This window comes from Stutzerimonas kunmingensis (genome assembly GCF_014764705.1).
Lineage (GTDB): Bacteria > Pseudomonadota > Gammaproteobacteria > Pseudomonadales > Pseudomonadaceae > Stutzerimonas.
On the sequence record NZ_JACXXG010000003.1, the window covers coordinates 254,355 to 279,798 of the forward strand.

The 25,444-nt window shown below is 63.7% G+C and carries 26 protein-coding genes and 1 riboswitch; of the genes, 14 read left to right on the forward strand and 12 right to left on the reverse strand.

The genetic code is table 11. From position 1 onward, the window contains the following. Positions 1-15: 15 nt before the first annotated feature. From IEG05_RS04630 to ahcY, 3 genes are all read right to left on the reverse strand, one after another. The gene (locus IEG05_RS04630) at positions 16-1,839 is read right to left on the reverse strand and encodes an RNA helicase RhlE2 (RefSeq protein WP_046617530.1); all 1,824 of its coding nucleotides are present in this window, start codon (positions 1,837-1,839) and stop codon (positions 16-18) included. Positions 1,840-2,072: 233 nt separating this feature from the next. After that, positions 2,073-2,924 carry a methylenetetrahydrofolate reductase [NAD(P)H] gene (gene metF / locus IEG05_RS04635; RefSeq protein WP_046617531.1) on the reverse strand — a complete coding sequence of 284 codons (852 nt, stop codon included), beginning with the start codon at positions 2,922-2,924 and terminating at the stop codon, positions 2,073-2,075. 73 nt (positions 2,925-2,997) lie between these two features. After that, positions 2,998-4,404, reverse strand: coding sequence for an adenosylhomocysteinase (ahcY, locus tag IEG05_RS04640; RefSeq protein WP_014818766.1), 1,407 nt, complete (start codon positions 4,402-4,404; stop codon positions 2,998-3,000). 24 nt (positions 4,405-4,428) lie between these two features. Further along, positions 4,429-4,512, reverse strand: a riboswitch (S-adenosyl-L-homocysteine riboswitch). 167 nt (positions 4,513-4,679) lie between these two features. On the opposite strand from ahcY, the gene IEG05_RS04645 reads away from it, so the two are divergent. Both IEG05_RS04645 and IEG05_RS04650 read left to right on the forward strand, forming a co-directional pair. Next, entirely contained in the window at positions 4,680-5,117 is a 438-nt protein-coding gene (locus tag IEG05_RS04645) for a hypothetical protein (RefSeq protein WP_044316210.1), read from the forward strand. Between the two features lie 103 nt (positions 5,118-5,220). Continuing rightward, the gene (locus tag IEG05_RS04650) at positions 5,221-5,667 is read left to right on the forward strand and encodes a c-type cytochrome (RefSeq protein ID WP_046617533.1); all 447 of its coding nucleotides are present in this window, start codon (positions 5,221-5,223) and stop codon (positions 5,665-5,667) included. Here IEG05_RS04650 and IEG05_RS04655 read toward each other — a convergent pair. The 3 genes from IEG05_RS04655 to IEG05_RS04665 all read right to left on the reverse strand — a co-directional run bounded on the left by IEG05_RS04655 (position 5,664) and on the right by IEG05_RS04665 (position 9,190). Next, positions 5,664-6,044 carry a DUF1090 domain-containing protein gene (locus tag IEG05_RS04655; RefSeq protein ID WP_046617534.1) on the reverse strand — a complete coding sequence of 127 codons (381 nt, stop codon included), beginning with the start codon at positions 6,042-6,044 and terminating at the stop codon, positions 5,664-5,666. The two genes, IEG05_RS04650 and IEG05_RS04655, sit on opposite strands and share 4 nt — an antisense overlap. Positions 6,045-6,104: 60 nt before the next feature. Continuing rightward, entirely contained in the window at positions 6,105-7,769 is a 1,665-nt protein-coding gene (gene ligB, locus IEG05_RS04660) for an NAD-dependent DNA ligase LigB (protein ID WP_191121697.1), read from the reverse strand. Between the two features lie 89 nt (positions 7,770-7,858). Continuing rightward, entirely contained in the window at positions 7,859-9,190 is a 1,332-nt protein-coding gene (locus tag IEG05_RS04665; protein WP_046617537.1) for a ferredoxin reductase family protein, read from the reverse strand. A gap of 173 nt (positions 9,191-9,363) precedes the next feature. On the opposite strand from IEG05_RS04665, the gene IEG05_RS04670 reads away from it, so the two are divergent. Both IEG05_RS04670 and IEG05_RS04675 read left to right on the forward strand, forming a co-directional pair. After that, positions 9,364-10,287 (forward strand): ABC transporter ATP-binding protein, encoded by a 924-nt coding sequence (locus tag IEG05_RS04670; RefSeq protein WP_031298037.1) that lies wholly within the window; start codon positions 9,364-9,366, stop codon positions 10,285-10,287. 12 nt (positions 10,288-10,299) lie between these two features. Further along, the gene (locus IEG05_RS04675) at positions 10,300-11,061 is read left to right on the forward strand and encodes an ABC transporter permease (protein WP_014818773.1); all 762 of its coding nucleotides are present in this window, start codon (positions 10,300-10,302) and stop codon (positions 11,059-11,061) included. Between the two features lie 57 nt (positions 11,062-11,118). Here the strand turns inward: IEG05_RS04675 and IEG05_RS04680 are convergent, their stop codons facing one another. The 5 genes from IEG05_RS04680 to IEG05_RS04700 form a co-directional block, all read right to left on the reverse strand. Beyond that, positions 11,119-11,451, reverse strand: coding sequence for a hypothetical protein (locus IEG05_RS04680; protein WP_046617538.1), 333 nt, complete (start codon positions 11,449-11,451; stop codon positions 11,119-11,121). Between the two features lie 224 nt (positions 11,452-11,675). After that, positions 11,676-12,866 (reverse strand): methionine adenosyltransferase, encoded by a 1,191-nt coding sequence (gene metK / locus IEG05_RS04685; protein WP_046617539.1) that lies wholly within the window; start codon positions 12,864-12,866, stop codon positions 11,676-11,678. Positions 12,867-12,880: 14 nt separating this feature from the next. Beyond that, a complete protein-coding gene (locus IEG05_RS04690; protein ID WP_046617540.1) occupies positions 12,881-13,882 on the reverse strand; it encodes an ArsR/SmtB family transcription factor in 1,002 nt (333 codons plus the stop codon). An 83-nt stretch (positions 13,883-13,965) separates the two neighbouring features. Next, a complete protein-coding gene (locus tag IEG05_RS04695) occupies positions 13,966-14,568 on the reverse strand; it encodes a LysE family translocator (RefSeq protein ID WP_014818777.1) in 603 nt (200 codons plus the stop codon). Further along, on the reverse strand, positions 14,565-15,461 hold the full coding sequence (locus IEG05_RS04700) for a TauD/TfdA family dioxygenase (protein ID WP_191121698.1): 897 nt from the start codon (positions 15,459-15,461) through the stop codon (positions 14,565-14,567). Before IEG05_RS04700 ends, IEG05_RS04695 begins: the two co-directional genes overlap by 4 nt. A gap of 144 nt (positions 15,462-15,605) precedes the next feature. Here IEG05_RS04700 and IEG05_RS04705 point away from each other — a divergent pair, with 144 nt between their 5' ends. The 7 genes from IEG05_RS04705 to fba all read left to right on the forward strand — a co-directional run bounded on the left by IEG05_RS04705 (position 15,606) and on the right by fba (position 22,925). Continuing rightward, entirely contained in the window at positions 15,606-16,544 is a 939-nt protein-coding gene (locus IEG05_RS04705) for a LysR substrate-binding domain-containing protein (protein ID WP_045666224.1), read from the forward strand. Between the two features lie 93 nt (positions 16,545-16,637). Beyond that, entirely contained in the window at positions 16,638-18,635 is a 1,998-nt protein-coding gene (gene tkt, locus IEG05_RS04710) for a transketolase (RefSeq protein ID WP_046617543.1), read from the forward strand. Between the two features lie 102 nt (positions 18,636-18,737). Beyond that, positions 18,738-19,784 carry an erythrose-4-phosphate dehydrogenase gene (gene epd / locus IEG05_RS04715; RefSeq protein WP_046617544.1) on the forward strand — a complete coding sequence of 349 codons (1,047 nt, stop codon included), beginning with the start codon at positions 18,738-18,740 and terminating at the stop codon, positions 19,782-19,784. A 48-nt stretch (positions 19,785-19,832) separates the two neighbouring features. Next, positions 19,833-20,993 carry a phosphoglycerate kinase gene (locus IEG05_RS04720; protein ID WP_046617545.1) on the forward strand — a complete coding sequence of 387 codons (1,161 nt, stop codon included), beginning with the start codon at positions 19,833-19,835 and terminating at the stop codon, positions 20,991-20,993. Positions 20,994-21,127: 134 nt separating this feature from the next. After that, a complete protein-coding gene (locus tag IEG05_RS04725; protein ID WP_014818783.1) occupies positions 21,128-21,322 on the forward strand; it encodes a hypothetical protein in 195 nt (64 codons plus the stop codon). Positions 21,323-21,345: 23 nt separating this feature from the next. Continuing rightward, a complete protein-coding gene (locus IEG05_RS04730; protein WP_023446039.1) occupies positions 21,346-21,681 on the forward strand; it encodes an MliC family protein in 336 nt (111 codons plus the stop codon). Positions 21,682-21,860: 179 nt separating this feature from the next. Continuing rightward, positions 21,861-22,925 (forward strand): class II fructose-bisphosphate aldolase, encoded by a 1,065-nt coding sequence (gene fba / locus IEG05_RS04735; protein WP_014818785.1) that lies wholly within the window; start codon positions 21,861-21,863, stop codon positions 22,923-22,925. 60 nt (positions 22,926-22,985) lie between these two features. Here the strand turns inward: fba and IEG05_RS04740 are convergent, their stop codons facing one another. After that, complete coding sequence (locus IEG05_RS04740; protein ID WP_014818786.1) at positions 22,986-23,366, reverse strand: response regulator; 381 nt, start codon at positions 23,364-23,366, stop codon at positions 22,986-22,988. Between the two features lie 310 nt (positions 23,367-23,676). On the opposite strand from IEG05_RS04740, the gene IEG05_RS04745 reads away from it, so the two are divergent. The 3 genes from IEG05_RS04745 (at position 23,677) to IEG05_RS04755 (ending at position 25,313) form a co-directional block, all read left to right on the forward strand. Continuing rightward, positions 23,677-24,291 carry a class I SAM-dependent methyltransferase gene (locus tag IEG05_RS04745; RefSeq protein ID WP_023446038.1) on the forward strand — a complete coding sequence of 205 codons (615 nt, stop codon included), beginning with the start codon at positions 23,677-23,679 and terminating at the stop codon, positions 24,289-24,291. A 177-nt stretch (positions 24,292-24,468) separates the two neighbouring features. Beyond that, on the forward strand, positions 24,469-24,747 hold the full coding sequence (locus IEG05_RS04750) for a DUF3509 domain-containing protein (protein WP_003301474.1): 279 nt from the start codon (positions 24,469-24,471) through the stop codon (positions 24,745-24,747). Between the two features lie 92 nt (positions 24,748-24,839). Further along, a complete protein-coding gene (locus tag IEG05_RS04755) occupies positions 24,840-25,313 on the forward strand; it encodes a hemerythrin domain-containing protein (RefSeq protein WP_023446037.1) in 474 nt (157 codons plus the stop codon). Positions 25,314-25,444 lie beyond the last annotated feature (131 nt).

Sequence of the window (25,444 nt, forward strand, 5' to 3'; positions counted from 1 at the left end):
GTTTTCGTTTGTGGCTCAGGCTTCGCGGTTGCGCGTCAGCAGGGCCGGCTTCTCACCTCGTGGCCGGGTTGGCAGCTGCTCGAGCTGGTCCAGACTGGGCAGGCGATCGATCTTCGATTCCTTGTGGATGATCACCGGCTGCTTTTCACGCGGCTTGGCAGCTTCCTGGCGCGCGACGGCCGGCTCTTCGATCCGTCGGCTGTCGTTCTTGCGCCGTGGCTGGCCGTTGCGCGGCTGGCCGCTGCGCGCCGCCTGGCCTTGGCCCGTACCCGGACGTTTGCCCTTGCCGGCGGGAGCACCAGCAGCGCCAGGGCGTGCGGCTCCGGCGGCACGTGGCGCGGCACCAGCCGGAGCCGGAGCCGGGGCACCAGGGCGCCGGCCGCGGTTCTGCTTGTTCTGATACGGGCTGACGTAGTCGACGCGATTGCCGAAGTTGTCCACTTCGTCATCGAGAAACTCGTCCGGAGCACGGTTTGGCGGCAGCTGCGGAGGTCGAGCAGCGGTTTGCGCTTCACTGGCGGCTCCATCGCGAGCAGGCTTGCGCGCCTTGCTCTGGCTGCGGCGGTTGCGTTCCTTCTGCTCGGTGCCTTTCTCTGCTGGCTTTTCGCGCTCAGCGCGAGCCTTGCGTTCGCCACGCTGCGGACGCGGCTGGCGCGGTTCGCGCACCTCCGGCTTCTCCGCCTCGATGGCGCTGGCATCGAAGCCCATCAGATCGCCTTCAGGGATGCGCTGCTTGGTCATGCGCTCGATGCCCTTGAGCAGCTTTTCCTCGTCCGGCGCGACCAGCGAAATGGCTTCACCGCTGCGCCCGGCACGGCCAGTACGGCCGATGCGGTGTACGTAGTCTTCCTCGACGTTGGGCAGCTCGAAGTTGACCACATGGGGCAGCTGGTCGATATCCAGACCGCGGGCGGCGATATCGGTGGCGACCAGGATGCGCACCTGGTTGGCCTTGAAGTCGGCCAGAGCCTTGGTGCGGGCGTTCTGGCTCTTGTTGCCGTGAATCGCGGCAGCCGGCAGGCCGTGCTTTTCCAGATACTCGGCCAGACGGTTGGCGCCGTGCTTGGTGCGGGTGAAGACCAGCACCTGCTCCCAGGCACCCTGGGTGATCAGGTGCGCGAGCAGAGCGCGCTTGTGACTGGCAGCCACGCGGAACATGCGCTGCTCGATACGCTCGACGGTGGTGTTCGGTGGTGTGACCTCGATGCGCTCGGGATTGTGCAGCAGCTTGCCGGCGAGGTCGGTGATGTCCTTGGAGAAGGTCGCCGAGAACAGCAGGTTCTGGCGTTTGGCCGGCAGCTTGGCGAGGACCTTCTTGACGTCATGGATGAAGCCCATGTCGAGCATGCGGTCGGCTTCGTCGAGGACGAGAATTTCCACGTGCGAGAGGTCGATGGCTTTCTGGTTGGCCAGGTCGAGCAGGCGGCCTGGGCAGGCGACCAGCACGTCGAGACCCTTGGCAACCGCCTGGATCTGCGGGTTCATGCCGACGCCGCCGAAGATGCAGGTGCTCTTCAGGGGCAGATCGCGGGCGTAGATCTTGAAACTGTCGTGAACCTGGGCGGCGAGCTCGCGGGTCGGTGTCAGCACCAGCACGCGCGGCTGTTTCGGGCCGTAGCGGTGTTCACGATCCGGGTGACCACCCGGAAACAGCAGTTCGAGTACCGGCAGGGCGAAACCGCCTGTCTTACCGGTTCCGGTCTGGGCGGCGACCATCAGGTCGCGGCCTTGCAACACGGCGGGAATGGCCCGCTGTTGCACGGGAGTAGGCTGGGTGTAACCGGCGGCCTCGACGGCACCGGCCAAAGCCTCGGAGAGACCGAGGGAAGCAAAGGACATGAGTAATCCTGTCTTGTTAGGGGCGAGGCCCTGGGATGATCATGCCTGGCTCGAATCGCGACTGGCGTGCGATCCCGTCCGGTCCTGCCGCGGGTCATATATGGCGGCATCCGGGCGTAAGCCTGGCGGAAGCGCGGAGTATAACAGAGCCTGTTAACGCCGCATTGCTCTGACAGTGTCGCAGGTCACGGGTTCATTAGCCAGCTCCGTATTTCTACGGAGCCGGTTGGTGCTCAGCGTGACAGCCCGAGGTTGTTCCAGATCGCCAGGCTCGGCTCGGCCTGGTTCAGCGTATAGAAGTGCAGGCCGGGCGCACCGCCGGCCAGCAGCTTCTCGCACATCTCGGTGATGACCTGTTCGCCGAAGGCCTGGATGCTCTGCATGTCGTCGCCATAGCTTTCGAGCTGCTTGCGCACCCAACGCGGAATCTCCGCACCGCAGGCGTCGGAGAAGCGTGCCAGCTTGCTGTAGTTGGTGATCGGCATGATGCCGGGCACCACCGGGGTTTCCACTCCGAGTTTGCGCACGCGCTCGACAAAGTAGAAGTAGCAGTCGGCATTGAAGAAGTACTGGGTGATGGCACTGTCGGCGCCGGCCCTGGCCTTGCGCACGAAGTTGGTCAGGTCGTCTTCGAAGCTGCGCGCCTGCGGATGCATTTCCGGGTAGGCGGCAATCTCGATATGGAAGTGATCGCCGGTTTCGCTGCGGATGAATTCCACCAGCTCGTTGGCGTAGCGCAGCTCGCCGCTGGCCATGCCCATGCCGGAGGGCAGGTCGCCGCGAAGGGCGACGATGCGCTTGATGCCGGCATCCTTGTAGAGGTTCAGCAGTTCGCGCAGCTCGGCCTTGCTGTCGCCGACGCAGGACAGGTGCGGTGCGGTCGGCACCTTTACCTCGCCGTCGAGCTGCAGCACGGTGTTGAGCGTGCGGTCACGGGTCGAGCCACCGGCACCGTAAGTGCAGGAGAAGAAATCGGGTTGGTAGCCTGCCAGCTGGCGTGCCACGTTCAGCAGTTTTTCGTGCCCGGCTTCGGTCTTGGTGGGAAAGAACTCGAAGCTGATGGATGGGCGGTTCAAAGCGGTCATTCGGTTATTCCTTGGGCTGCAGGCTGCTGGCGACTAATGCAGGGCACAGTTCGTCGCCAGCAGCATGACCTGCTTAGTAGCGGTAGCTGTCCGGCTTGAACGGGCCTTCGACGGTCACACCGATGTATTCCGCCTGCTTGGTGGTCAGCTGGGTGACCACGCCACCGAAGCCCTTGACCATTTCCAGCGCCACTTCCTCGTCGAGCTTCTTCGGCAGCACCATGACGGTGACGTTCTTGCTCTTCTCGGCCACTGGCAGGTCGGCGAACTTCTCGTTGTAGAGGTGGATCTGCGCCAGCACCTGGTTGGCGAAGGAGCCGTCCATGATCCGGCTCGGATGACCGGTGGCGTTGCCCAGGTTCACCAGGCGGCCTTCGGCCAGCAGGATCAGGTAGTCGTCGTTGGTCGGGTCGACGGTCTTGCCGGTGCGGTGGATCTTGTGCACCTGCGGCTTGACCTCTTCCCAGCCCCAGTTGGCGCGCATGAAGGCGGTGTCGATCTCATTGTCGAAGTGGCCGATGTTGCACACCACGGCGCGCTTCTTCAGTGCCTTGAGCATGCCGGCGTCGCAGACGTTGACGTTGCCGGTGGTGGTGACGATCAGGTCGATCTTGCCCAGCAGGGCCGCGTCGACGCTGGCTTCGGTGCCGTCGTTGATGCCGTCCTTGTAGGGGGAGACCAGCTCGAAGCCATCCATGCAGGCCTGCATGGCGCAGATCGGATCGACCTCGGAGACCTTGACGATCATGCCTTCCTGGCGCAGCGACTGTGCCGAGCCCTTGCCGACGTCGCCGTAGCCGACGACCAGCGCCTGCTTGCCCGACAGCAGATGGTCGGTGGCGCGCTTGATGGCATCGTTCAGGCTGTGACGGCAGCCGTACTTGTTGTCGTTCTTGCTCTTGGTGACCGAGTCGTTGACGTTGATCGCCGGGATCTTCAGCGTGCCGCCCTTGAGCATGTCGAGCAGGCGATGCACGCCGGTGGTGGTTTCCTCGGTCACGCCGTGGACGCGCTCGAGCACCTGCGGATACTTGTCGTGCAGGATCTGGGTCAGGTCACCGCCGTCGTCCAGCACCATGTTGGCATCCCACGGCTGGCCGTCCTTGAGGATGGTCTGCTCGATGCACCACTCGTATTCTTCCTCGGTCTCGCCCTTCCAGGCGAACACCGGGATGCCGGCAGCGGCGATGGCGGCAGCGGCCTGGTCCTGGGTGGAGAAGATGTTGCAGCTCGACCAACGCACTTCCGCGCCGAGCGCGATCAGCGTCTCGATCAGCACGGCGGTCTGGATGGTCATGTGAATGCAGCCGAGGATCTTCGCGCCCTTGAGCGGCTGCTCGGCGGCGTATTTCTTGCGCAGGCCCATCAGCGCGGGCATTTCGGATTCGGCGATGATGATTTCGCGGCGGCCCCAGGCAGCCAGGGAAATATCGGCGACCTTGAAGTCGGTGAAACCGGCAGGCGTCATGACAGCACTCATCGAAGAGTTCTCCATTCGTATAGATGCGAATGGGCGCCGTTGATGCGTTCTGGAAACGCCCCATCCGAGCCTGACAGGTTTCATCCTGCTGCAGCGCCCCTCGGACGGGTGGCGGGCACGGTCGAAGCGGAGTCGACCGGGGAAAAGCCCGGCGATTATAGCTGCGCCGCGCGGCAATCCCAACCCCGCGTGGCGCGAACTACCGTGTGCGTGAGGGGGTCGAAAACTACAGGTTCGGTGACCCTTGCCGGGCGAAACCGTTTCAGGAGACCGCCATGAACCCCATGCTTCGCTTAGCGCCCGTGTTGCTTGTCGGCGCCTTCAGCCTGCCTGCCGCCGCCAAATCCTGCTACGTGCACAGCGAAACCTCCGGCGCGGTTCCTGCGCCAGTGGTGACCGAGCAGTGTTTCGAATTCCACGGCGTGGACAAGGACGACGCCATCGACTGGGTTTGCCAGGACAATGAGGCCGTGAGAAATTCGCGCCGCGAGCTCCGCGACAGTTGTCCGGACGGCCACTTCGGTGTCTGCACCGCGCCGATGACGGCGGAGACGCTGGCCAACGAACGTGCCACTGGCTCCCAGGCGAAGAACGGTACCTTGCCCAGCCAGGTCGGCGGCGACGCGACGATTGTCACCTATCACTATCACGCCACTGATCGGGCCCAGGCCAAGATCGATTGCGAAAGCGCTGGCGGCAGCTGGGCCCAATAGCCTGCCGAGCAATCTTGGCTGACGGAGTCGAAACCCGACTGATTTGTTCAACCGCGCATGGACGGGGATAATCCCGCGCTTTGCATCGACGAGTGGTTGAACCATGAAGCTGAGTCTGCTGAGCCTGTCCCTGATTGCTGTCCTGGCGCTGACTGGCTGCGACCGGGTCGACCCCAATTCCCCATTGGGCAAGCGCAAGGCGATCTACCAGGCGATGCTCGATACCAAGGAAGACCTTGGCGGCATGCTGCGCGGGCGCATCCCGTTCGACGGCGAAGGCTTCAGTGCAGGCGCGGCCAAGCTGGACGAACTCTCGCGACAGCCTTGGCAGCATTATCCCGATGTGAAGGAAGAGCAGAGCGACGCGCGTGACGACGTCTGGCAGCGTCAGGAGCGATTCAAGGAGATGGCCCGCGAACTGGAAGCGACCACGGCCGCGCTGGTGAGCGTGACGACCTCCGCCCCGGTTACTGCACAAAGCGTGGCACCGGCGTTCCAGCGGGTCGAGGATGCCTGTGAAGCCTGCCACAAGGAGTTCCGCGCCTACTAACGGCGCAGCGATTCGAGCTTTTCCCGCGACTTGGCCAGCTGATTGCGGCGCAGCTCGATCAGCTGAGCATCACCGGTGCCCAGGGCCTCGCGTAGCAGCGTCTCGCGCCGCTCAACCTGGCGATTGGTGTGATCGTATTCGACCTGATGCGGGTGCAGGGCAATCACGCCCTGGCACTGCTCGGTCAGGCCCTGCAGTTCGCTGTCGAGTTGCGTCTGGCGCAGCTTGTCACCCTGCAGGCGCGCCTGCTGCAGCTGTTCGCGCAAGGCCTGGCGCTGGTTGTGGCACTGGCTGTCGGCGTTGGGGGCCGCGCTAGCCAGCGGGCTGATGGCGGTAGCGCCGATCAGCAGGGCAATCGGCCAATGTCGCAAAGACATGCCTCGCCTCCATAATTGTTATCCAGCTCCTATCGACCGCGACATTGGGGGAAAGTCCCTTCAGAACCCCGAAACACCGACAGCGTGCAGCCTGTGACGCAGCAACTGCAGCTCCGGTGCATGAAAGAAGGTATGCAGCTGTTCTGCGCGTGCCTTTCCAACCCCCGGTTCCGCCTGCCATTGCGCCACGCTGCGTGCCGCCAGTACGTCCCAGTCGGGCTGCAATGTGAGCGGTAGATTGACCGGCATGCCGAGCGCCTTGAGCCATTGGCCCGCTGGCCTCTGCCGGGCGAGAGCGAAGCTCGCGACCAGCTTGCTGGCGCGCGCCTTGCCGATGCCAGGGACCTGTTGCAACGTCGCCGCGTCCAGCTCCAGCCAGGCGAGCAGATCGGGCAGCAGTCCGGCGTCCAGCAGGGCCTGCCAACTGCCTTGGCCTACCCCGGCAAGGCCAAGCCCCTGCTTGCCGCTCAGCCAGACCATACGGGCGATGAACTGCTGCTCACAGCCCGGCGTTGGCTGCCAGCAGCTGTGCGCGTGATACTGCGATGGGTCCGGTGCCGCAACCTCTGCCCGTTCGGTGCTGCGCCAGACCACCGAGTCCAGTTGCGGGATGCTATGCCCGGCGAGCGCAACTGCGACCTGGTCGCGGGGGCGCACATCCAGTTCGCGCCAGCGCTCCAGCGAGCCGAGGCTGAGCGTACGGATACGGCGATCATCGAGATGTACCGGCGCCAGCTGCAGCATAGGCGTGATGCGCCCGGTGCGGCCGATGCGAAACTCCACGGCGCGGACCTCGGTCACCCCCTTGCGCAGCGGATGTTTCCAGGCCGCCGCCCAGTGCGGCTCTGCCTGCCAGCGCTCGGCAGGCGGGCGCGTGCCTTGCCGCAACACCACGCCGTCGGTGGCGAACGGCAGCGGTTGCCGATACCACTGTTCGCGCCAATGCTGCGCTTGCGCGGGACCCTGTAGCGGCAGACTGAACCGCTGACTGTCGCTGAACCCCATGGCGGCCAGCCGCTGCAGACGAAGGGTCATCTGCTCCGGCCCGTTCGGCCAGTCCCAGACGAACAGGCCGATCTGCGCCGCCGTATCGGTGTCCAGCCGGTTGCTGGCCATGGCGCCGGCAACACGGCCGCGCGCGCCAGCGCTGCCAAACTCCGCCTGCACATGCTGCTCCAGACGCCAGTAGAGTTCGCCCTGCAGTATCACCTCGCCAGGCGCTGCAAGTCGGGACGGAACCGCCGGCAGCTGTCGGACGTGGGCTGTCCAGTCCTGTCCGCTGTGACCATCGCCGCGGCTGATGGCTTGCTGCAGCAGTCCGTCGCGATAGACGAGGGTGACCGCCACGCCGTCCACCTTCGGTTGAATCCAAATATCTTCGCGACGCGCGATCCAGTCCGCGACCGCCTGCTCGTCGGCGAGCTTGGCCAGCCCGGTCTGCATTACCGGATGCCGTACCGGGCCGCCGGCCCCGGCCAATGGGTTCGGAGTCGCGAGGGTGCTCGGGAAACAACGCTGCCAGTCGTGCAGGCGCGCCCGGCTCTGGTCGTAGATTTCGTCATCCACCAGCGCCAGGCCGCGGCGGTGATAGGCCTCGTCCCAGTGTTGCAGCTGCTGTTGGAGCCTGGTGATTTCCTGCTGCGCTCGCGCATCGTTCCAGGTCGGGCAGACGGCGAGGCAAAGCGGCGAGAAAAGGCACAATAACAGTGCGATCAGGCGTTGCATGGCGAGCATCCTTGCTCTGATGAGTTGGTCTGGCCTCCCTCGTTGAAGGCCAGCTCATTGTCGCCGGCTCGACGCGGCGCGACCGTGCGTCAGCGCATATTGAACAGTTCCTGGTGGAAATCCCTCGGTGGCAGGCCGTGGCGCTGCAGGTCCCTGCTCAGATCCTCGCCGAAGCCCGCCGGGCCGCAGAACCAGACGTCGCTGTCCTGCCATTGCGGCGCCAACTGGCGAAGGCGCTCGGGCGTCAGGCGCCCGCCCTCGCTGGCTACCAGCACGTGCAGGCGCACCCGGGCGCGTGCGGCCAGTTCGCGGATACGCTCGATAAAGCCCTGGTCCGGCGCGCTGGTGCAGTAGAACAGATCGACGTTGTCGCCCTTGCCGCTCGCGGCTAGCGCCTGCAGCCGGCCGATGAAGGGCGCAATGCCGATGCCGCCGGCCACCCAGATCTGCCGCGGCTTGCGGCTATGGAAGTCGAAGCAGCCATAAGGCCCTTCGACCTTCACCGCATCGCCCACCTTCAGGGTGTCCGGCAGGGTGCGGGTGTAGTCACCAAGGCCCTTGATGGAGAAGGCCAGCTTGCCGTCGTTGCACCAGGCTGAGGACAGGCTGAAGGGGTGCGGCCCTTCCTTGTCGTCGAAGGTGACGAAGGCGAACTGCCCGGCCTTGTGCCCCGGCCAGGGACCGTCGAGCTTGATATCGACGCGCAGCACGCGGTTTTCGCGGTGATGGGTCAAGCTTTCTATGCGACCGACCACCTGATGCTTGCGCCCGATGCGGCGCAACAGCGAAATGCAGGCCGCGGCGGAACCCGAAGCCATCAGCACGGCGAGGACCAGGCCCAGCGGCGAGGTCCAGTAGTCGGGTGGGGTCAGCACCACCGAGTGCGCCACCAGCGCCAGATAGACCAGCGCCAGCCAGCGGTGCGTCTTGAAGAACCAGCGGTAGGGGAAGCTTTTGACCAGCGCCAGTACGATCAGAATCGCCGCCGCATAGAAGGCCCATTCGCCGATCGTCTCGGCGAGGCCGCGAAAGCGCTGCAGCAGGGCAAAGATGCCCTCATGCATCTGGCCCTCACCGGCACGTCGCGCCGGCTTTTCCAGCCAGCCGAAGCCGACCAGCCATTTCGGTATCTGCCCCCAGCCCCAGTGGAAGATGGCGATCACCAGGGCGCTGATACCCAGCCACTTGTGCAGTCGATAGGTCTTGTCCAGGCCGTCGAAGAAGCGTTCGAAGCGCCGTGGCCGTGCCGCCAGCACCATCGCCACGCTCATCGCAACGATGCCGAGCACGCCGCTGTAGTGCACCAGGACCTTGCGCAGCGGCCAGAACTGATAGCGCGCCATGATGAAGTCGTCCACCAGCAACCAGAGCAGCGTCAGTCCGACGAACAGCGCGACGTAGGTGAGTTTTATCTGTCTCATCTCGGGAAAGCCTCCTTGCTGGCGTCCCGTGTGCCAGCGCTTCCAAGCATGTATGCAACGCTGCGACGCCGCCATGATCACGGTCACTGCGAGTCGTGACCGGGAGATGGCGGGCGCCCTACGGTGCGTTTTTATCTACAATTCCGCCCCTGATTCCTCGAAGAGACGAGCCCGTGCAACCAGTGATCGCCATCGAGCAGCTCACCAAGACCTACGCTTCCGGCCACCCGGCGCTCAAGCGCATCGACCTCGAGATCCACAAGGGCGAGATATTCGCCCTGCTCGGGCCCAACGGCGCCGGCAAGACCACGTTGATCAGCATCATTTGCGGCATCGTCAACCCCGGCAGCGGGCGAGTGCTGGTCGACGGCCACGACATCGTTCAGGACTACCGCGCCGCCCGCTCGAAGATCGGTCTGGTGCCGCAGGAGCTGTTCAACGAGGGCTTCGAAAGCGTCTGGGCGACAGTGCGTTTTTCGCGCGGCCTGTTTGGCAAGGCGCCGGACGATTCGTTCCTGGAGAAACTGTTGCGTGATTTGTCGCTGTGGGACAAGCGCAATGCCCGCATCCTCGAGCTTTCCGGCGGCATGAAGCGGAGGGTGATGATCGCCAAGGCGCTGTCCCACGAGCCGTCGATCCTGTTTCTCGACGAGCCCACCGCCGGCGTCGACGTCGAGCTGCGTCGTGACATGTGGGAAATGGTCCGCGGCCTGCGCGAGCGTGGCGTGACCATCATCCTCACTACCCACTACATCGAAGAAGCCGAGGAAATGGCCGACCGCATCGGGGTGATCAGCCGCGGCGAGATCATTCTGGTCGAGGACAAGGACGTGCTGATGCACAAGCTTGGCAAGAAGCAGCTGACCCTGCACCTACAGCGACCGCTGGCCGAAATTCCCGCGGAACTGGCCAGCTATCCCCTGGAGCTCACCGATGCCGGCAACCAGCTGGTGTTCACCTTCGACGCCCAGCATGAGGATACCGGCATCGCCGAGCTGCTCCGGCGCCTGGCGGCCCACGGCATCGACTTCAAGGATCTGCAGTCGAGCCAGAGCTCGCTGGAAGAAATCTTCGTCAATCTGGTTCACGGTCGCTGAGGAAAAGCCCGCATGAATTTCTACGCGATCCGCGCGATCTACCTGTTCGAACTGGCGCGCACCTGGCGCACCCTGCTGCAGAGCATCGCCACCCCGGTGATCTCCACCTCGCTTTACTTCGTGGTCTTCGGCTCGGCCATCGGCGCGCGAATGGAGGCGATGCACGGCATCCCCTACGGCGCGTTCATCATCCCCGGCCTGATCATGATGGCGCTGCTCACCGAGAGCATCTCCAACGCCTCGTTCGGCATTTACATGCCGCGCTATTCCGGAACCATCTACGAGGTGCTGTCGGCGCCGGTGTCCTATGTCGAGATCGTCATCGGCTATGTCGGTGCGGCGGCGACCAAGTCGCTGGTGCTCGGCGTGATCATCCTTGTCACCGCACGGCTGTTCGTCGATTACGAAATCCAGCACCCGCTGATGATGGCGCTGTTCCTGGTGCTGACGGCGGTCACCTTCTGCCTGTTCGGCTTTATCATCGGCATCTGGGCCGATGGCTGGGAGAAGCTGCAGATCGTTCCGGCACTGATCGTCACGCCGCTGGCCTTTCTCGGCGGCAGTTTCTATTCCATCGAGATGCTGCCGCCGCTGTGGCAGAAGGTCACCCTGTTCAATCCGGTGGTTTATCTGATCAGCGGTTTCCGCTGGAGCTTCTACGGCGTCTCGGACATCAGCGTCGGTGTCAGTCTGGCGATGATCCTCGGTTTCCTCGGCGCCTGTCTGCTGGCGGTGTGGTGGATATTCAAGACCGGCTATCGGTTGAAGAACTAGCCACCAACAAAAACGCCCGCAGATGCGGGCGTTTTTTCATCAGTGCGTCGGGAGGGCTTACTTGCCGAACATCTTACCCAGACCGAGAACCGCATCCTTGGCTTGGGTGACAGCCTGGACCTTCTCATTCACTGCTCCAGCGTCGTCGCCAGCTGCGTTGGCTGCCAGGCCGTCGACGTCCAACTGAGCGCAGCCGTCTTCGACCTGATTCAGCGCATTGCTGAGTTTTTCGTTGCCTAGCATCTGGCCGAGCAGCTTGCCGGTTTCCAGATTGCCCTGCTGGGCGGCCAGCTGCGCTTGGCATTTGGCTTGCGCGTCAGTGGTGGCGGCCTGCAGCGAGGTGCTGGCGAGGATGACGGCGGCACAGCCGAGAATGAGGGAAATACGCATGGATACGCTCCTTGTAATGCCGATCACAACAGGTGATCGATCGAGTCCGTTCGAAAAGGACGCTGATGATAGCTGTTGGCCTGCATAACGGAAAGGCTCTGGAATGGAGGTTTCGTGATGCACCGCTGGCAGCGGATGGTGTCTGTTGCGGCTCTACCCCCTCTCGAAAGCAAGAAGCCCCGCGCGGCTTGCGCCGGCGGGGCTTTTTGTCGGTGCGGTCGTGCTTACAACCCGGCGGCGGCGCGCAAAGCGTCGGCCTTGTCGATCTTTTCCCAAGTGAAGGCGGTGAAGGTGTCGGCCCCCACCGTCATCTCGTAGGGATTGCGGCCGAAGTGGCCGTAGGCCGCGGTGGCGCGGTACATCGGGTGCAGCAGGTCGAGCATGCGGGTGATCGCGTAAGGGCGCAGATCGAAATGCTCACGGACCAAAGCGATGATCTTCTCGTCGCTGAGCTTGCCGGTGCCGAAGGTGTTCAGCGAGATGGAGGTCGGCTGGGCCACGCCGATGGCGTAGGACACCTGAATCTCGCAGCGGTCGGCGAGACCGGCGGCGACGATGTTCTTCGCCACGTAGCGGCCGGCGTAGGCGGCCGAGCGATCTACCTTGGACGGGTCCTTGCCGGAGAACGCGCCGCCGCCATGGCGGGCCATGCCGCCGTAGGTGTCGACGATGATCTTGCGGCCGGTAAGGCCGCAGTCGCCCACCGGGCCGCCGATGACGAACTGGCCGGTCGGATTGATGTGGTACTGGGTGTCCTTGTGCAGCAGCTCCGCGGGCAGGCTGTGCTTGATGATCAGCTCCATCACCGCTTCGCGCAGATCGCTCTGCTTGACCTCGGGGTTGTGCTGGGTGGACAGCACGATGGCGTCGATGCCGGCGACCTTGCCGTTCTCGTAGCGGCAGGTGACCTGGCTCTTGGCGTCCGGGCGCAGCCATGGCAGCAGGCCGTTCTTGCGTGCTTCGGCCTGGCGTTCGACCAGGGCGTGGGAGAAGCGGATCGGCGCCGGCATCAGCACGTCGGTCTCGTTGCTGGCGTAGCCGAACATCAGGCCCTGATCACCGGCACCCTGGTCTTCCGGCTTGGTGCGGTCGACGCCTTGGGCGATGTCCACCGACTGCTTGCCGATGATGTTGATGATGCCGCAGGTGGCACCGTCGAAACCGACTTCCGAGCTGTTGTAGCCGATGTCGACGATGACGTCGCGCACCAGTTGCTCCAAATCGACCCAGGCCGAAGTGGTGACTTCACCGGCAACGATCGCCACACCGGTCTTGACCATGGTTTCGCAGGCGACGCGGGCATGCTTGTCCTCGGCGATGATGGCGTCGAGCACCGCATCGGAGATCTGGTCGGCGATCTTGTCCGGATGCCCTTCGGACACGGACTCGGAGGTAAAAATCGAGTATTCGCTCATCTATCGGTTTCCTATTACCGGTGGGTGAGTCGGTCGTCAGGGGCGGACCGGGAAAAGTACCGGGCCTGGATCTGAAAACCGTTCTTCAAGCCAATGTAGAGGCTCTCGCCGGGCGTGAGCCCCGCGGCATCGGCCCAACGGGCCAGATCGTCCTGTTCGAAGCCCAGCCAGAGATCGCCGCAGGCCTCCCTGGCCCAACTCTGGTTGTGGCTGCACAGCTCCGTGACCAGCAGACTGCCGCCCGCGTTCACCAGCCGTGCCAATTGTTTGATCGCCTCGCCGGGCGCCGCCAGGTGATGCAGCACCATGTTCAGCACCACGCAGTCGGCCGGCGGGCAGTCGTCGTGCAGTGCGTCGGCGAGCTTCAGCTCGACATTTGTCAGCCCCGCTTCCTGACAGCGCGCACGCGCCAGGTCGAGCATGGCGGGGCTGTTGTCCAGCGCCACTACGCGTGCGAAGCGCCGCGCCAACTCCGGCAGGAAACTGCCATCGCCGGGACCGACTTCCAGCGCCGTGGCGCTGGCATTGAAGTTCAGCGCATCGAGCAGGGCCACCACGCTGTCGCGGTACTGCGGCAGGCCGGCGATAAGGTCCTGACGGGCCTGAAAGCTGTCGGCCATGCGCGCGAAGAAATCCTCGCTGGCGGCGCTGCGCTGGGCATGCACAGCGGCGATACGGGCCTCGATCTCGCGCGGCAGCTCCAGCCGATCGGCTTCCTCGAGCAGCGCCGTGTGCAGCTTGCCGCCGGGGCTGTCGACCAGCGGCAGGCTGCGCCGGTAGAACACCGCGTTACCTTCGCGGCGGGTTGCCAGCAACCCAGCCTGGGTAAGTACCTTGAGGTGGTGGCTCATGCCGGACTGACCGATGGCGAAGATCTGCGCCAGCTCGAGCACGCCGAACGAGTCACTGGCCAGCGCCCGCAGTACGTTCAAACGCAATGCATCGCCGCCGGCCTTGCACAGGGCGGCGAGTGAATCACTGGCGTCGAAACGGATCTGGGGCATGCGCAGGCTCATAAGGCGCGCAGTCTAGTCGGTCACTTTTCGTACAGCAAGGGCAATATCAAAAAGTTTTGATATTGCCCTTCTGGGGCGCAGGGTTACTGCAGCAGGCGGGACAACCCTAGAGTGCACGACACCAGGCCAAGGCCGATGAGGAAGTAGTTCGGCAGGATATCCAGCAGGCGCTGAATCAATCCCTCGCCGGCCAGGCGGCGCGAGAGCAGGCTGTAGGCGAGCAGGATGCTCAGATCGATCACCGCCCAGATCACGATGAGCACCGTCGCCTGTGGCGCGAACGGCTGCGCGGGCAGGATGAAGCCGGGGAGGAAGGCGAGAAAGAAAAGGATGTCCTTGGGGTTGGACAGGCCCACTGCCATGGCCCGCCAGAAATAGTGCGCCTCGCTGCGTTTGGGCATGGCGGCCTCGCTGCGTCCGCCGCACAGGCTGTCGCAGCCCAGCCAGATCAGGTACAGGCCGCCGAGGATCTGCCCGGCCTCGAGCACCAGCGGGTCGAGGTCCAGCGCCAGGTAGATCATCACCAGTGCGGCGATCATCAGGATCTGCGCAGACAGCGCACCGCCGAGAATCGTCCACAGTGGCCAGCGCCGGCGCGCGTCGGATACCACCAGTGCGACCACCGGTCCGGGAGAGGCGATCAGCAGGGCGACCGCCGCGGCGAAGGCGAGATAGGTTGCGTTCATAGTTCGGTCACCAGGCCGAATACCCGGCTGCGTTTGCCCAGGCGCTCGGCATAGAAGTTCGGATTGGTGATGGCGAAGGCGCGCTGGATCCAGCGATCGCTGCCGTCGAAGCGTGCACTGAAGGGGCTGCGGGCGTGAGCGGTGCGGCGATTGTCGATGATTAGCATGTCGCCACGATTCAGCCGCACCGGCTCGACCACCTCCCAGGCGATGGCGTGCAGCTTGTCCATCAGTTGTTGGGCGCGGCTGCTGAAGGCCAGCATGAAGTGCGGGTCGAAACGGAAGAAAGGTGCATCCGGGTCGCCGTAGAGGATGGTCTGGTGGCGATTGATGTCGATGCGCTGGTTCTTTTCGGTGGGACCGTAATCGGACAGGAAGTTGTACGGCTCGGTGAGGAAGAACGCCTGCTCTTCGAAGGTCAGTCGCTCGAGGATGCGCTCGATCGAGGCGATATAGGTGACCGCCTCCGCGTCGGGGCCCTGGCGCAGACAGAGCAGCACCAGATAGTCGGGCAGTACGGCGTGGAAGGCGTTTTCCTTGTGCAGGTCCAGTTCGGTATCGAAACTGTCCGACGTTGCGCCGCGGGAATGTGCCTGCTGCGGGAAGAAGTTGTTGACGATGCAGCCCTCGGACTCCTGCAGATAGCCGATCGGTTCCCCGAGCAGGGCGGTGGCCTGCAGCAGAAGGCGCTCGCTGCTGTCGTCGGGTTTGCAAAGCAGGTCGCGGCTCAGCGGTGTTGGCGGGATGTCGCCGATGGGCAGGCTTTCGAGGGTCATGAAGCCTTTCTTGTTACCGAACAGCCTGAAATTGATGATCTGGCCGATCTGCTCATGCTGCAGTGCGCTCTTCTCTACCGCATTGGCCAGGAGCGTCTCGTAGTATTTGTTCTGCATGGCATCCTTTCCTGAGTTTTTATTGGTGCGCATGCGCGCTAAGTGAATACCGAAGTTGGCCCGGAACCCATTGCTGGCGCAGTATTGGGACGCTGGAAAAGATTGGAAAATGGAAAAAATGACCCCTAAGGATGAGTTTTAGTCATGCCGGATTCGGTTGTCGCAGCACCGCGCATGCCGCCGCTCTATGCCTTGCGCGCCTTCGAGGTGGCGGCGCGTTTCGGCTCGTTCACCCAGGCCGCGCAGAGCCTGTTCATCACCCAGAGTGCGGTCAGCCGGCACGTGAAGACGCTGGAAGAGCATCTGGGCTGCCAGCTGTTCGAGCGGCACGGCTCGCGTCTGACGCTGACCGATGCCGGGCGACTGCTGGCGCAGGAGTTGAAGATCGGTTTTCGCACCATCGAAAACGCCTGCGTTGCGGTGACCCGCCAGCGCGGTGCGTTGCGCCTGAAGGCGCCGTCGACGCTGACCATGCGTTGGTTGCTGGGCACGCTGGAGGGCTTTCATATGGCCAATCCGCAGAACCGCGTGCAGTTGACCAGTGCCTGGATGGATCTGGACGCAGTGGATTTCAGTAGCGAGCCGTTCGACTGTGCAATTCTGCTCGGCAACGGCGGTTTTCCCGCTGATTGGCGACGGGTGAAGCTGTTCGATGAGTGGCTGGTGCCGGTCTGTGCCCCCGAACTGCTTGGCACCACGGCCTGGACCACGCAGCGGCTGGGCGAGGCGGAGCTGATCCATCCCTCGCGGGATTGCCGTGACTGGCGGCGCTGGCTGCAGCGTACCGGGCGCGCGGATCAGATCGCCTGGCAGCAGGGCAAGCTGTTCGACACCCTCGAGCTGGGCATCTCCGCCGCGGCGCAGGGGCATGGTGTCTCGATCGGCGATCTGGCGCTGGTCGGCGCCGAGCTGCAGCGCGGCAGCCTAGTGCTGCCGTTCCATCAGGCAGTGAAGTCCGGTGACAGCTATTACCTGGTCTGGCCTGGCGGCGGCGATGAGTCGGCGACCCTGATGCGCATGCGCGATTACCTGCTCGAACACCTGCCGGACGTGACCAGTCAGGGCGTCGAGCTGTTGGATTGAGCGCGCGCGGCGGCCATTCAGTCATTGCCGGGGCCACCCTCGGTAGGGGAAAATGGCCGCCTTTTTCTACGTACACCCGCAGGAGATTCAGCGATGCCCAGCCGTCGTGAGCGAGCCAATGCCATCCGCGCCCTCAGCATGGATGCTGTGCAGAAAGCCAACAGCGGCCACCCGGGTGCCCCCATGGGCATGGCGGACATCGCCGAAGTCCTCTGGCGTGATCATCTGAAGCACAGCCCGACCAACCCGCAGTGGGCCGACCGCGACCGCTTCGTGCTGTCCAACGGCCACGGCTCGATGCTGATCTACTCGCTGCTGCACCTGACCGGTTACGACCTGACCATCGATGACCTGAAGAACTTCCGCCAGCTGCACAGCAAGACCCCGGGCCACCCGGAGTTCGGCTACACCGCCGGCGTTGAGACCACCACCGGTCCGCTCGGTCAGGGCCTGGCCAACGCTGTCGGTTTCGCCGTGGCGGAGAAGGTCATGGCGGCGCAGTTCAACCGCCCCGGCCATAACATCGTCGACCACAACACCTATGTGTTCCTCGGTGACGGCTGCATGATGGAAGGCATCAGCCACGAAGTCTGCTCGCTGGCCGGAACCCTTGGCCTGAACAAGCTGATCGCCTTCTACGACGACAACGGCATCTCCATCGACGGCGAAGTGCACGGCTGGTTCACCGATGACACCCCGCGGCGCTTCGAAGCCTATGGCTGGCAGGTGATCCGCAACGTCGACGGCCATGACGCCGACGAGATCCAGATGGCAATCGAGACCGCGCGCAAGAGCGACCGTCCGACGCTGATCTGCTGCAAGACCATCATCGGCTTCGGCTCGCCGAACAAGCAGGGTAAGGAAGAATCCCACGGCGCTGCGCTGGGTGATGCCGAAATCGCGCTGACCCGCGAGGCGCTGGGCTGGAAACACGGCCCGTTCGAAATCCCGGCCGAGATCTACGCCGAGTGGGACGCCAAGCAGAAGGGCGCCGACGCGGAAAACGAGTGGAACAAGCGCTTCGCCGCCTATGAAACCGAATTCCCGGCTCTGGCGTCCGAGTTCAAGCGGCGCATGGCCGGCGAGCTGCCGGCTGACTTCGCCGACAAGGCCAGCGAGTTCATCCGTGAAGTCGCCACCAAGGGCGAAACCATCGCCAGCCGCAAGGCCAGTCAGAACTGTCTGAATGCCTTCGGCCCGCTGCTGCCGGAGCTGCTCGGCGGCTCGGCGGACCTCGCCGGCTCCAACCTGACCCTGTGGAAGGGCTGCAAGCCGGTAGTCGCTGAGGACGCCTCGGGCAACTACATGTATTACGGCGTGCGCGAGTTCGGCATGGCCGCGATCATGAACGGCATCGCCCTGCACGGCGGCCTGATTCCGTACGGCGCAACCTTCCTGATGTTCATGGAATACGCCCGCAATGCCGTGCGCATGTCCGCCCTGATGAAGCAGCGCGTGCTCTACGTCTTCACCCACGACTCCATCGGTCTTGGCGAAGATGGCCCGACTCACCAGCCGATCGAGCAGCTGACCAGTCTGCGCACCACGCCGAACCTGGACACCTGGCGCCCGGCCGATACCGTCGAATCCGCGGTGGCCTGGAAGCATGCGGTCGAACGCAAGGACGGCCCGAGCGCGCTGATCTTCTCGCGGCAAAACCTGCCGTTCCACGTGCGCGACAACGAGACCGAGGCGGCCATCGCCCGCGGCGGGTACATCCTGAAGAACTGCGTCGGCGAGCCGGAGCTGATCCTCATCGCCACCGGTTCGGAAGTCAGTCTGGCGGTGCAGGCCGCCGACAAGCTGACCGAGCAGGGCCGCAAGGTGCGTGTTGTCTCGATGCCTTGCACCAGCGTGTTCGATGCCCAGGACGCCGCCTACAAGCAGCAGGTGCTGCCGGTGGAAGTCGGTGCACGTATCGCCGTCGAGGCGGCGCACGCGGACTACTGGTACAAGTACGTCGGCCTTGACGGTCGCATCATCGGCATGACCACCTACGGGGAATCGGCTCCGGCCAACCAGCTGTTCGAGGAATTCGGCTTCACCGTCGACAACATCCTCGCCGTCGCCGAAGAGCTGCTGGAGGACTGACCGCAAAGATGGGGTGGATGGCTGCGGCCATCCACCCATCAAGCCCCATCCGCGTAGGGTGGAGAACATCGGTTTTCCACCTGCAGGACCGACGAAGAACCCATGGCCAACGCCCGTCCCTATCGCGTCGTTCTCAACGGCTACGGCCGCATCGGCCGTTGCGTGCTGCGTGCATTCTATGAGCGCGGCGCCGCCTTCGATTTTCAGTTCGTTGCCCTCAACGATCTGGCCGACATGGCCAGCCTGGAATACCTCACCCGTTTCGACTCCACCCACGGCCGCTTTCCCGGCGAAGTCAGTGTCGACGGCGATTGCCTGCACCTCAATGGACACTGCGTGAAGGTGCTGCGTGAGTCGACGCCCGAGGCCATCGACTGGCGGGCGCTGGATGTCGATCTGGTGCTGGAGTGCTCGGGCGCCTACACCAGTCGCGCCGATGGCGAGCGCTTTCTCGCCGCGGGTGTGCCGCGGGTGCTGTTCTCGCAGCCGATGGCCAGCGCGGCGGATGTCGATGCCACGGTGGTCATGGGCATCAACCAGCAGCAGCTGACGGGCTCCGAGCGGCTGGTGTCCAACGCTTCCTGCACTACCAACTGCGGCGTGCCATTGCTCAAGCTGCTCAACGACGCGGTGGGCATCGAGTACGCCTCGATCACCACGATTCACTCGGCGATGAACGATCAGCCGGTGATCGACGCCTACCATCATGAAGACTTGCGCCGCACCCGTTCGGCCTTCCAGTCGGTAATTCCGGTTTCCACCGGCCTGGCGCGGGGTATCGAACGCCTGCTGCCGGAACTCTCGGGGCGGATTCAGGCCAAAGCGGTGCGGGTGCCCACGGTGAACGTGTCCTGTCTGGACATCACGCTGCAGACCGCCTGCGATACCGATGCGCGAACGATCAACCGGGTGCTGCGCGAGGCCGCCGAAGGCGGGCCCTTGCAGGGCTTGCTGGCGTATACCGAGCTGCCCCACGCCAGCTGCGATTTCAATCACGATCCGCATTCGGCGATCGTCGACGGCAGCCTGACGCGCGCGTCCGGCCCGCGCCTGGTGAACCTGCTGGCCTGGTTCGACAACGAATGGGGGTTCGCCAACCGCATGCTCGACGTCACCGACCACTATCTGCGCGTGGCCAATCGCACCTAGCTCCCGCGCCTGGAACATCGCTGCTTCTCGACCTTAAGGAAGACCAACATGACCGTTTTGAAGATGACCGATCTCGACCTCCAGGGTAAGCGCGTGCTGATCCGCGAGGACCTCAACGTGCCGGTGAAGGATGGCGCGGTGAAGAGCGATGCACGCATCCTGGCCTCGTTGCCGACCATCAAGCTGGCGCTGGAGAAGGGCGCGGCAGTGCTGGTCTGCTCGCACCTGGGCCGCCCGGAAGAGGGTGTCTACAGCGAGGAAGACAGCCTCAAGCCGGTCGCCGACTACCTGTCCAAGGCGCTTGGCCGCGAAGTCCCGCTGGTCAAGGACTACCTCGAAGGCGTCAAGGTCCAGCCCGGTGAGCTGGTGCTGCTGGAGAACGTGCGCTTCAACAAGGGCGAGAAGAAGAACACCGACGAGTTGGCGCAGAAATACGCTGCGCTGTGCGATGTCTTCGTCATGGACGCCTTCGGCACCGCCCACCGGGCCCAGGGCTCGACCCATGGGGTGGCCAAATTCGCCAAGGTCGCCTGCGCCGGCCCGCTGCTGGCAGCCGAGTTGGACGCCCTGGGCAAAGCGCTGAAGACCCCGGCCAAGCCAATGGTCGCCATCGTGGCTGGTTCCAAGGTGTCCACCAAGCTCGACGTGCTGACCTCCCTGGCGGACGTCTGCGATCAGCTCATCGTCGGTGGGGGTATCGCCAACACCTTCCTCGCCGCTGCCGGCTACAACGTCGGCAAGTCGCTGCATGAAGCGGACCTGCTGGATACCGCCAAGGCCATCGCCGCCAAGGTCTCGGTGCCGCTGCCGGTGGACGTGGTCGTCGCCAAGGAATTCGCCGAAACCGCCGAAGCCACGGTCAAGGCTGTCGCCGACGTCGCCGACGACGACATGATCCTGGATATCGGCCCGAAGACCGCCGCCATGTTCGGCGAGATGCTCAAGGCTTCGCAGACCATCCTCTGGAACGGTCCGGTCGGCGTGTTCGAATTCGACCAGTTCGGCAACGGCACCAAGGTGTTGGCTCAGGCCATCGCCCAGAGCCCGGCGTTCTCCATCGCCGGCGGCGGCGACACCCTGGCAGCCATCGACAAGTACGGCGTGGCCGAGCAGATCTCCTACATTTCCACCGGTGGTGGCGCCTTCCTCGAGTTCGTCGAGGGCAAGGTGCTGCCGGCGGTCGAAGTGCTGGAACAGCGCGCCGACTGAACTTCGCGGGCGAGGTGAACGCCTTGTGCCGTTCGCCTGCCGGCCCAGGAGATGTCGGGCCGGCAGCGCATGGAGCAACCCCGGCGGCTCGCCGTGGTCTTTGTTCTATCTGGAACAAGGAAAGGGGATGCACCATGCGATATGCCGTTGTTGCTGTTTGCTGCCTGGGGTTGGCCGGTTGCGCCGGGAATTCACCGGATAGCGCTTGCCAGGTACTCGACCCACCGCCTGTCCTCAGCCCGACTGCCGAGCATGACCAGCGCGTCGAAATGCAGGCCACGGGCGACCCGACCATCACCACGCAAGACGGCCTGCAGGATTGCCCGTGATCACCGTTTGCCAAGGAGAAGGAATGAACAAAGGCCTGTCCATGCTGATCGCAGCGTTGCTGCTCGGCGGTTGTGGCCACTGGCAATCCGGCCCGGATGCGCCATTCGTGCGCTGGAAATGCCAGAGTCAACAGAACATCGCCTGGCGATACGCTGACGACCAGCACTCGGCGATCGACCTGAAAGTGGGCAATGACGAACGTATTCATACCCTGCGAAAGGAACCAGCCACCCGCGGCAGTTTCTATAGCGATGGCGTACTCGCTTTCCACGACAAGGGTAACGAGGCGCTGGTGTACCGCGTCGCCGATGACAAGGTGCTGGCCCATGGCTGCAGTGCGTCGCTCATCAGCATCTAGCGGCTAATGATTCATACAGGCCTCGCCGATGCGGGGTTTTCGACTGAAAGCTGGCGGGACGCTGGCATTTGCCGCCCCCGCCACTACAATGCCGCGCCCAGCGTGCGGCGCTTGAACAGCGTCGGCCACTGCGGCAGGCTCTACACGATCAAACGACCCAGACCGGGAGAAAGGAAAACATGGCACTCATCAGCATGCGCCAGATGCTCGACCACGCCGCCGAGTTCGGCTACGGCGTGCCGGCCTTCAACGTCAACAACCTCGAGCAGATGCGCGCCATCATGGAAGCGGCTGACAAGACCGACTCCCCGGTGATCGTCCAGGCTTCCGCCGGTGCCCGCAAATACGCCGGTGCGCCGTTCCTGCGTCATCTGATCCTGGCGGCGATCGAAGAATTCCCGCACATCCCGGTGTGCATGCACCAGGACCACGGAACCAGCCCGGATGTCTGCCAGCGTTCGATCCAGCTCGGCTTCTCCTCGGTGATGATGGACGGTTCGCTGCAGGCAGACGGCAAGACCCCCGCCGACTACGACTACAACGTGCGCGTGACCCAGCAGACCGTGGCCTTCGCTCACGCCTGCGGTGTTTCCGTGGAAGGTGAGCTGGGCTGCCTGGGCAGCCTGGAAACCGGTATGGCCGGCGAGGAAGACGGCGTCGGTGCCGAGGGCGTACTGGACCACAGCCAGCTGCTGACCGATCCAGAAGAAGCCGCCGACTTCGTCGCCAAGACCAAGGTCGATGCCCTGGCGATCGCCATCGGCACCAGCCACGGCGCCTACAAGTTCACCAAGCCGCCGACCGGCGACACCCTTTCGATCCAGCGCATCAAGGAAATCCATGCGCGCATTCCGGACACTCATCTGGTGATGCATGGCTCCTCGTCGGTGCCGCAGGAGTGGCTGCAGATCATCAACCAGTACGGTGGTGAAATCGGCGAAACCTACGGCGTGCCGGTCGAAGAAATCGTCGAGGGCATCAAGTACGGCGTGCGCAAGGTCAACATCGACACCGACCTGCGTCTGGCCTCCACCGGCGCGATTCGCGAGTTCATGGCGAAGAACCCCAGCGAGTTCGACCCGCGCAAGTACTTCGCCAAGACCGTCTCGGCCATGCGCGACATCTGTATCGCCCGCTACGAGGCCTTCGGTACCGCCGGTAACGCCAGCAAGATCAAGCCGATCTCCCTGGAAGGCATGTTCCAGCGCTACGCCAGCGGCGAACTGGACCCGAAGATCAACTGATCCGTCCAGACGTGAAAAAGCCCGCGCTATGCGGGCTTTTTCGTTTCGGCGCAGTGTCGGTCAGCTGGCGAGCAATGCCTGAATCTGGCTGTGCAGCGTGTCCAGGGCGAAGGGCTTGGCCAGCACCGGCGCCGAGCGCGCAATGGGGCTGCCCGATTCATAGATTTCGATCGGATAGCCGCTGATGAAGATCACCTTGAGGTCGGGCCGCAGCTTGAGTGCCGGCTCGGCGATCATCACGCCGGATACATTGCCGGGCAGGCGGAAGTCGGTTACCAACAGATCCAGCTGCGGTTTGGTCGCCAGGATTTCGAATGCCTTGGGCGCGCTGTCCGCTTCCAGTACCTGGTAGCCCTCGCTGGCCAGATAGTCCGAGAGCAGGCTGAGGATATGCGGCTCGTCTTCGACGAGCAGAACGATTTTCGGCAGTGCGTGGTTCATGGTGGTCTCGATGTTGCGTTTCGCTGCATTCCAGCCGTTGTAGAGCCGGACAGGATTTCGACAGGTTACGCGCTGCAAGTTTCAGTCCTGCAGCCGGACGGTCGTCGCTTTCTACCGGCGGCTGTGCGCTGGCGCACGTTGTGGGTGGCATCCTCGCCGTTCCAGGCGCAACGCTCAATGCCTACCTTAGCCGGGGGCGCCTAGCGGGGGGCAGCCGGGGGTGCCTGACCGGCAGTACAGGTCGGTCGCAGCACTGGCCCCAGGCTCGAGGCCGCGCTAGGGTTGCGCCATTCTCTTGCTGGAGTCGCCCATGAACGATACCGAGGCCGCCGCGCAGCGCACGCTCGATTACTACCGCCTCAATGCAGAGGCTTTCCGCGAGGGTACGCTCGACCACGACGTCAGCCAGAACATCGATGCCCTTCTGCGTCACATTCGGGCAGAACCGCCGCTGCGCATCCTCGACCTCGGCTGCGGTCCAGGTCGTGATCTGAAGACCCTGAGAACCCGTGGGCATGTGGCGATAGGTCTCGATGGAACAGAGGCGTTCGTCGAGATGGCTCGCGCCGACAGTGGCTGTGAAGTCTGGCATCAGGATCTGCTGCAACTGGAGCTTCCGGCCCAATCGTTCGATGGGATCTTCGCCAATGCGGTGCTGTTTCACGTGCCTAGCACCGAATTGCCCAGGGTCCTTTTGCAGCTGAGCGATAGCTTGAAGCCGGGTGGGGTGTTGTTCTGCTCCAACCCGCGCGGTCAGGACCAGGAGGGCTGGAGTGGAGATCGCTACGGCGTCTGGTATGCCTGGCCGACCTGGTGCGAACGCCTGCTGGCCGCCGGTTTCGTCGAACTGGAGCACTATTACCGCCCCGCTGGGCTGCCACGGGAGGAACAACCTTGGCTAGCGAGTGTCTGGCGTAAGGGCTGAACGGTCAATGCAGACCGCAGAATGCAACCTGCGTCACGCTTCGTATTGCGTTTTGCACGGCTTAATGCCTGGGCATAATTTCATAAGTTATTGTTTTTGCTAGATAAAAAATCATTGGTCAGGTTGGCACGAACGCTGCTCCGTTAGGTTCGCTGGAACTTATTGGAGTACAGAACAATGACCGCTGCACAACAATTCCTCACTGCCGCATTTCCTGAGTTCGAAGTGCTCACCGAGCCCCGCCCGGATGGCGGGCTGCTGCTGACCCTGCGCAACGACGACCGTGTTCTGGTCAAGCGAGCGCTTTCCAAGGGCCAGACCCAGACCCGGATGCAACTGGAATGGGTCGTCAGCTCGGTACGCCGGGACCTCGCGCTGGAGGCGGGGATGTCGCCTTCCATCGCACATCTGCAGAGCCAGAGCCGTACCGCACTGCCGACCTACGAGTACGCCTGAGCCGCTCGGCTGCGGGATGACCGCAGCCATATTTTTCGACACCGGGCCGCAGAGCCCGGTTCGTTTGCCGTGAAGCCGAAGAGGATAGCCACATGAACGCCATCGACCTGTTGATTGAGGATCATGAGCGCGTGAAGGACCTGCTGACGCGCCTGACCGATTCCACCGAGCGTGCCGTGAAGACACGCACCGAGCTGCTGAGCAAGCTGGAAATGGAAGTGACCATCCATACCCAGCTGGAAGAGCAGATTCTCTATCCCGCCTACAAGGAAGCTGGCGGCAAGGAAGAAGCAAAGATGTACCACGAGGCCAAGGAAGAACACCGTGCGGTGGATGCACTGGTACTGCCGGATCTGAAGGCAACCGATCCCGGTAGCCTCGAATTCTCCGGTCGCGCCAAGGTGTGCAAGGAGCTGCTCGAGCACCATATCGAGGAAGAGGAATCGGAAATGTTCCCGCAGGCACGCGAGCTTTTCGATGCCAAGCGTCTCGAGGAAATGGGTGAGCAGATGAGCGAACTGCGCGCCCGCCTCAAAAAGGAGCTCACCGCCAAGCTGGCGGCCTGAGTACCGGATGGGCTGCCGGGGCGTCCTGCCTCGGCAGCCCGACTATCGTCTGTCCCCGGACCCATCGCTTCGCTGACTTGCATCAATAATGCGACGAAGCGCTACTGCGACCCTAGATGGCTTTATGGCAT

Excerpts from the sequence above, each read along its gene's own strand:
- IEG05_RS04630 (WP_046617530.1), bottom strand. The coding sequence starts at position 1,839 with ATGTCCTTTGCTTCCCTCGGTCTCTCCGAGGCTTTGGCCGGTGCCGTC.
- metF (WP_046617531.1), bottom strand. The coding sequence starts at position 2,924 with ATGACCGCTTTGAACCGCCCATCCATCAGCTTCGAGTTCTTTCCCACC.
- ahcY (WP_014818766.1), bottom strand. The coding sequence starts at position 4,404 with ATGAGTGCTGTCATGACGCCTGCCGGTTTCACCGACTTCAAGGTCGCC.
- IEG05_RS04645 (WP_044316210.1), top strand. The coding sequence starts at position 4,680 with ATGAACCCCATGCTTCGCTTAGCGCCCGTGTTGCTTGTCGGCGCCTTC.
- IEG05_RS04650 (WP_046617533.1), top strand. The coding sequence starts at position 5,221 with ATGAAGCTGAGTCTGCTGAGCCTGTCCCTGATTGCTGTCCTGGCGCTG.
- IEG05_RS04655 (WP_046617534.1), bottom strand. The coding sequence starts at position 6,044 with ATGTCTTTGCGACATTGGCCGATTGCCCTGCTGATCGGCGCTACCGCC.
- ligB (WP_191121697.1), bottom strand. The coding sequence starts at position 7,769 with ATGCAACGCCTGATCGCACTGTTATTGTGCCTTTTCTCGCCGCTTTGC.
- IEG05_RS04665 (WP_046617537.1), bottom strand. The coding sequence starts at position 9,190 with ATGAGACAGATAAAACTCACCTACGTCGCGCTGTTCGTCGGACTGACG.
- IEG05_RS04675 (WP_014818773.1), top strand. The coding sequence starts at position 10,300 with ATGAATTTCTACGCGATCCGCGCGATCTACCTGTTCGAACTGGCGCGC.
- IEG05_RS04680 (WP_046617538.1), bottom strand. The coding sequence starts at position 11,451 with ATGCGTATTTCCCTCATTCTCGGCTGTGCCGCCGTCATCCTCGCCAGC.
- metK (WP_046617539.1), bottom strand. The coding sequence starts at position 12,866 with ATGAGCGAATACTCGATTTTTACCTCCGAGTCCGTGTCCGAAGGGCAT.
- IEG05_RS04690 (WP_046617540.1), bottom strand. The coding sequence starts at position 13,882 with ATGAGCCTGCGCATGCCCCAGATCCGTTTCGACGCCAGTGATTCACTC.
- IEG05_RS04695 (WP_014818777.1), bottom strand. The coding sequence starts at position 14,568 with ATGAACGCAACCTATCTCGCCTTCGCCGCGGCGGTCGCCCTGCTGATC.
- IEG05_RS04700 (WP_191121698.1), bottom strand. The coding sequence starts at position 15,461 with ATGCAGAACAAATACTACGAGACGCTCCTGGCCAATGCGGTAGAGAAG.
- IEG05_RS04705 (WP_045666224.1), top strand. The coding sequence starts at position 15,606 with ATGCCGGATTCGGTTGTCGCAGCACCGCGCATGCCGCCGCTCTATGCC.
- tkt (WP_046617543.1), top strand. The coding sequence starts at position 16,638 with ATGCCCAGCCGTCGTGAGCGAGCCAATGCCATCCGCGCCCTCAGCATG.
- epd (WP_046617544.1), top strand. The coding sequence starts at position 18,738 with ATGGCCAACGCCCGTCCCTATCGCGTCGTTCTCAACGGCTACGGCCGC.
- IEG05_RS04720 (WP_046617545.1), top strand. The coding sequence starts at position 19,833 with ATGACCGTTTTGAAGATGACCGATCTCGACCTCCAGGGTAAGCGCGTG.
- IEG05_RS04725 (WP_014818783.1), top strand. The coding sequence starts at position 21,128 with ATGCGATATGCCGTTGTTGCTGTTTGCTGCCTGGGGTTGGCCGGTTGC.
- IEG05_RS04730 (WP_023446039.1), top strand. The coding sequence starts at position 21,346 with ATGAACAAAGGCCTGTCCATGCTGATCGCAGCGTTGCTGCTCGGCGGT.
- fba (WP_014818785.1), top strand. The coding sequence starts at position 21,861 with ATGGCACTCATCAGCATGCGCCAGATGCTCGACCACGCCGCCGAGTTC.
- IEG05_RS04740 (WP_014818786.1), bottom strand. The coding sequence starts at position 23,366 with ATGAACCACGCACTGCCGAAAATCGTTCTGCTCGTCGAAGACGAGCCG.
- IEG05_RS04745 (WP_023446038.1), top strand. The coding sequence starts at position 23,677 with ATGAACGATACCGAGGCCGCCGCGCAGCGCACGCTCGATTACTACCGC.
- IEG05_RS04750 (WP_003301474.1), top strand. The coding sequence starts at position 24,469 with ATGACCGCTGCACAACAATTCCTCACTGCCGCATTTCCTGAGTTCGAA.
- IEG05_RS04755 (WP_023446037.1), top strand. The coding sequence starts at position 24,840 with ATGAACGCCATCGACCTGTTGATTGAGGATCATGAGCGCGTGAAGGAC.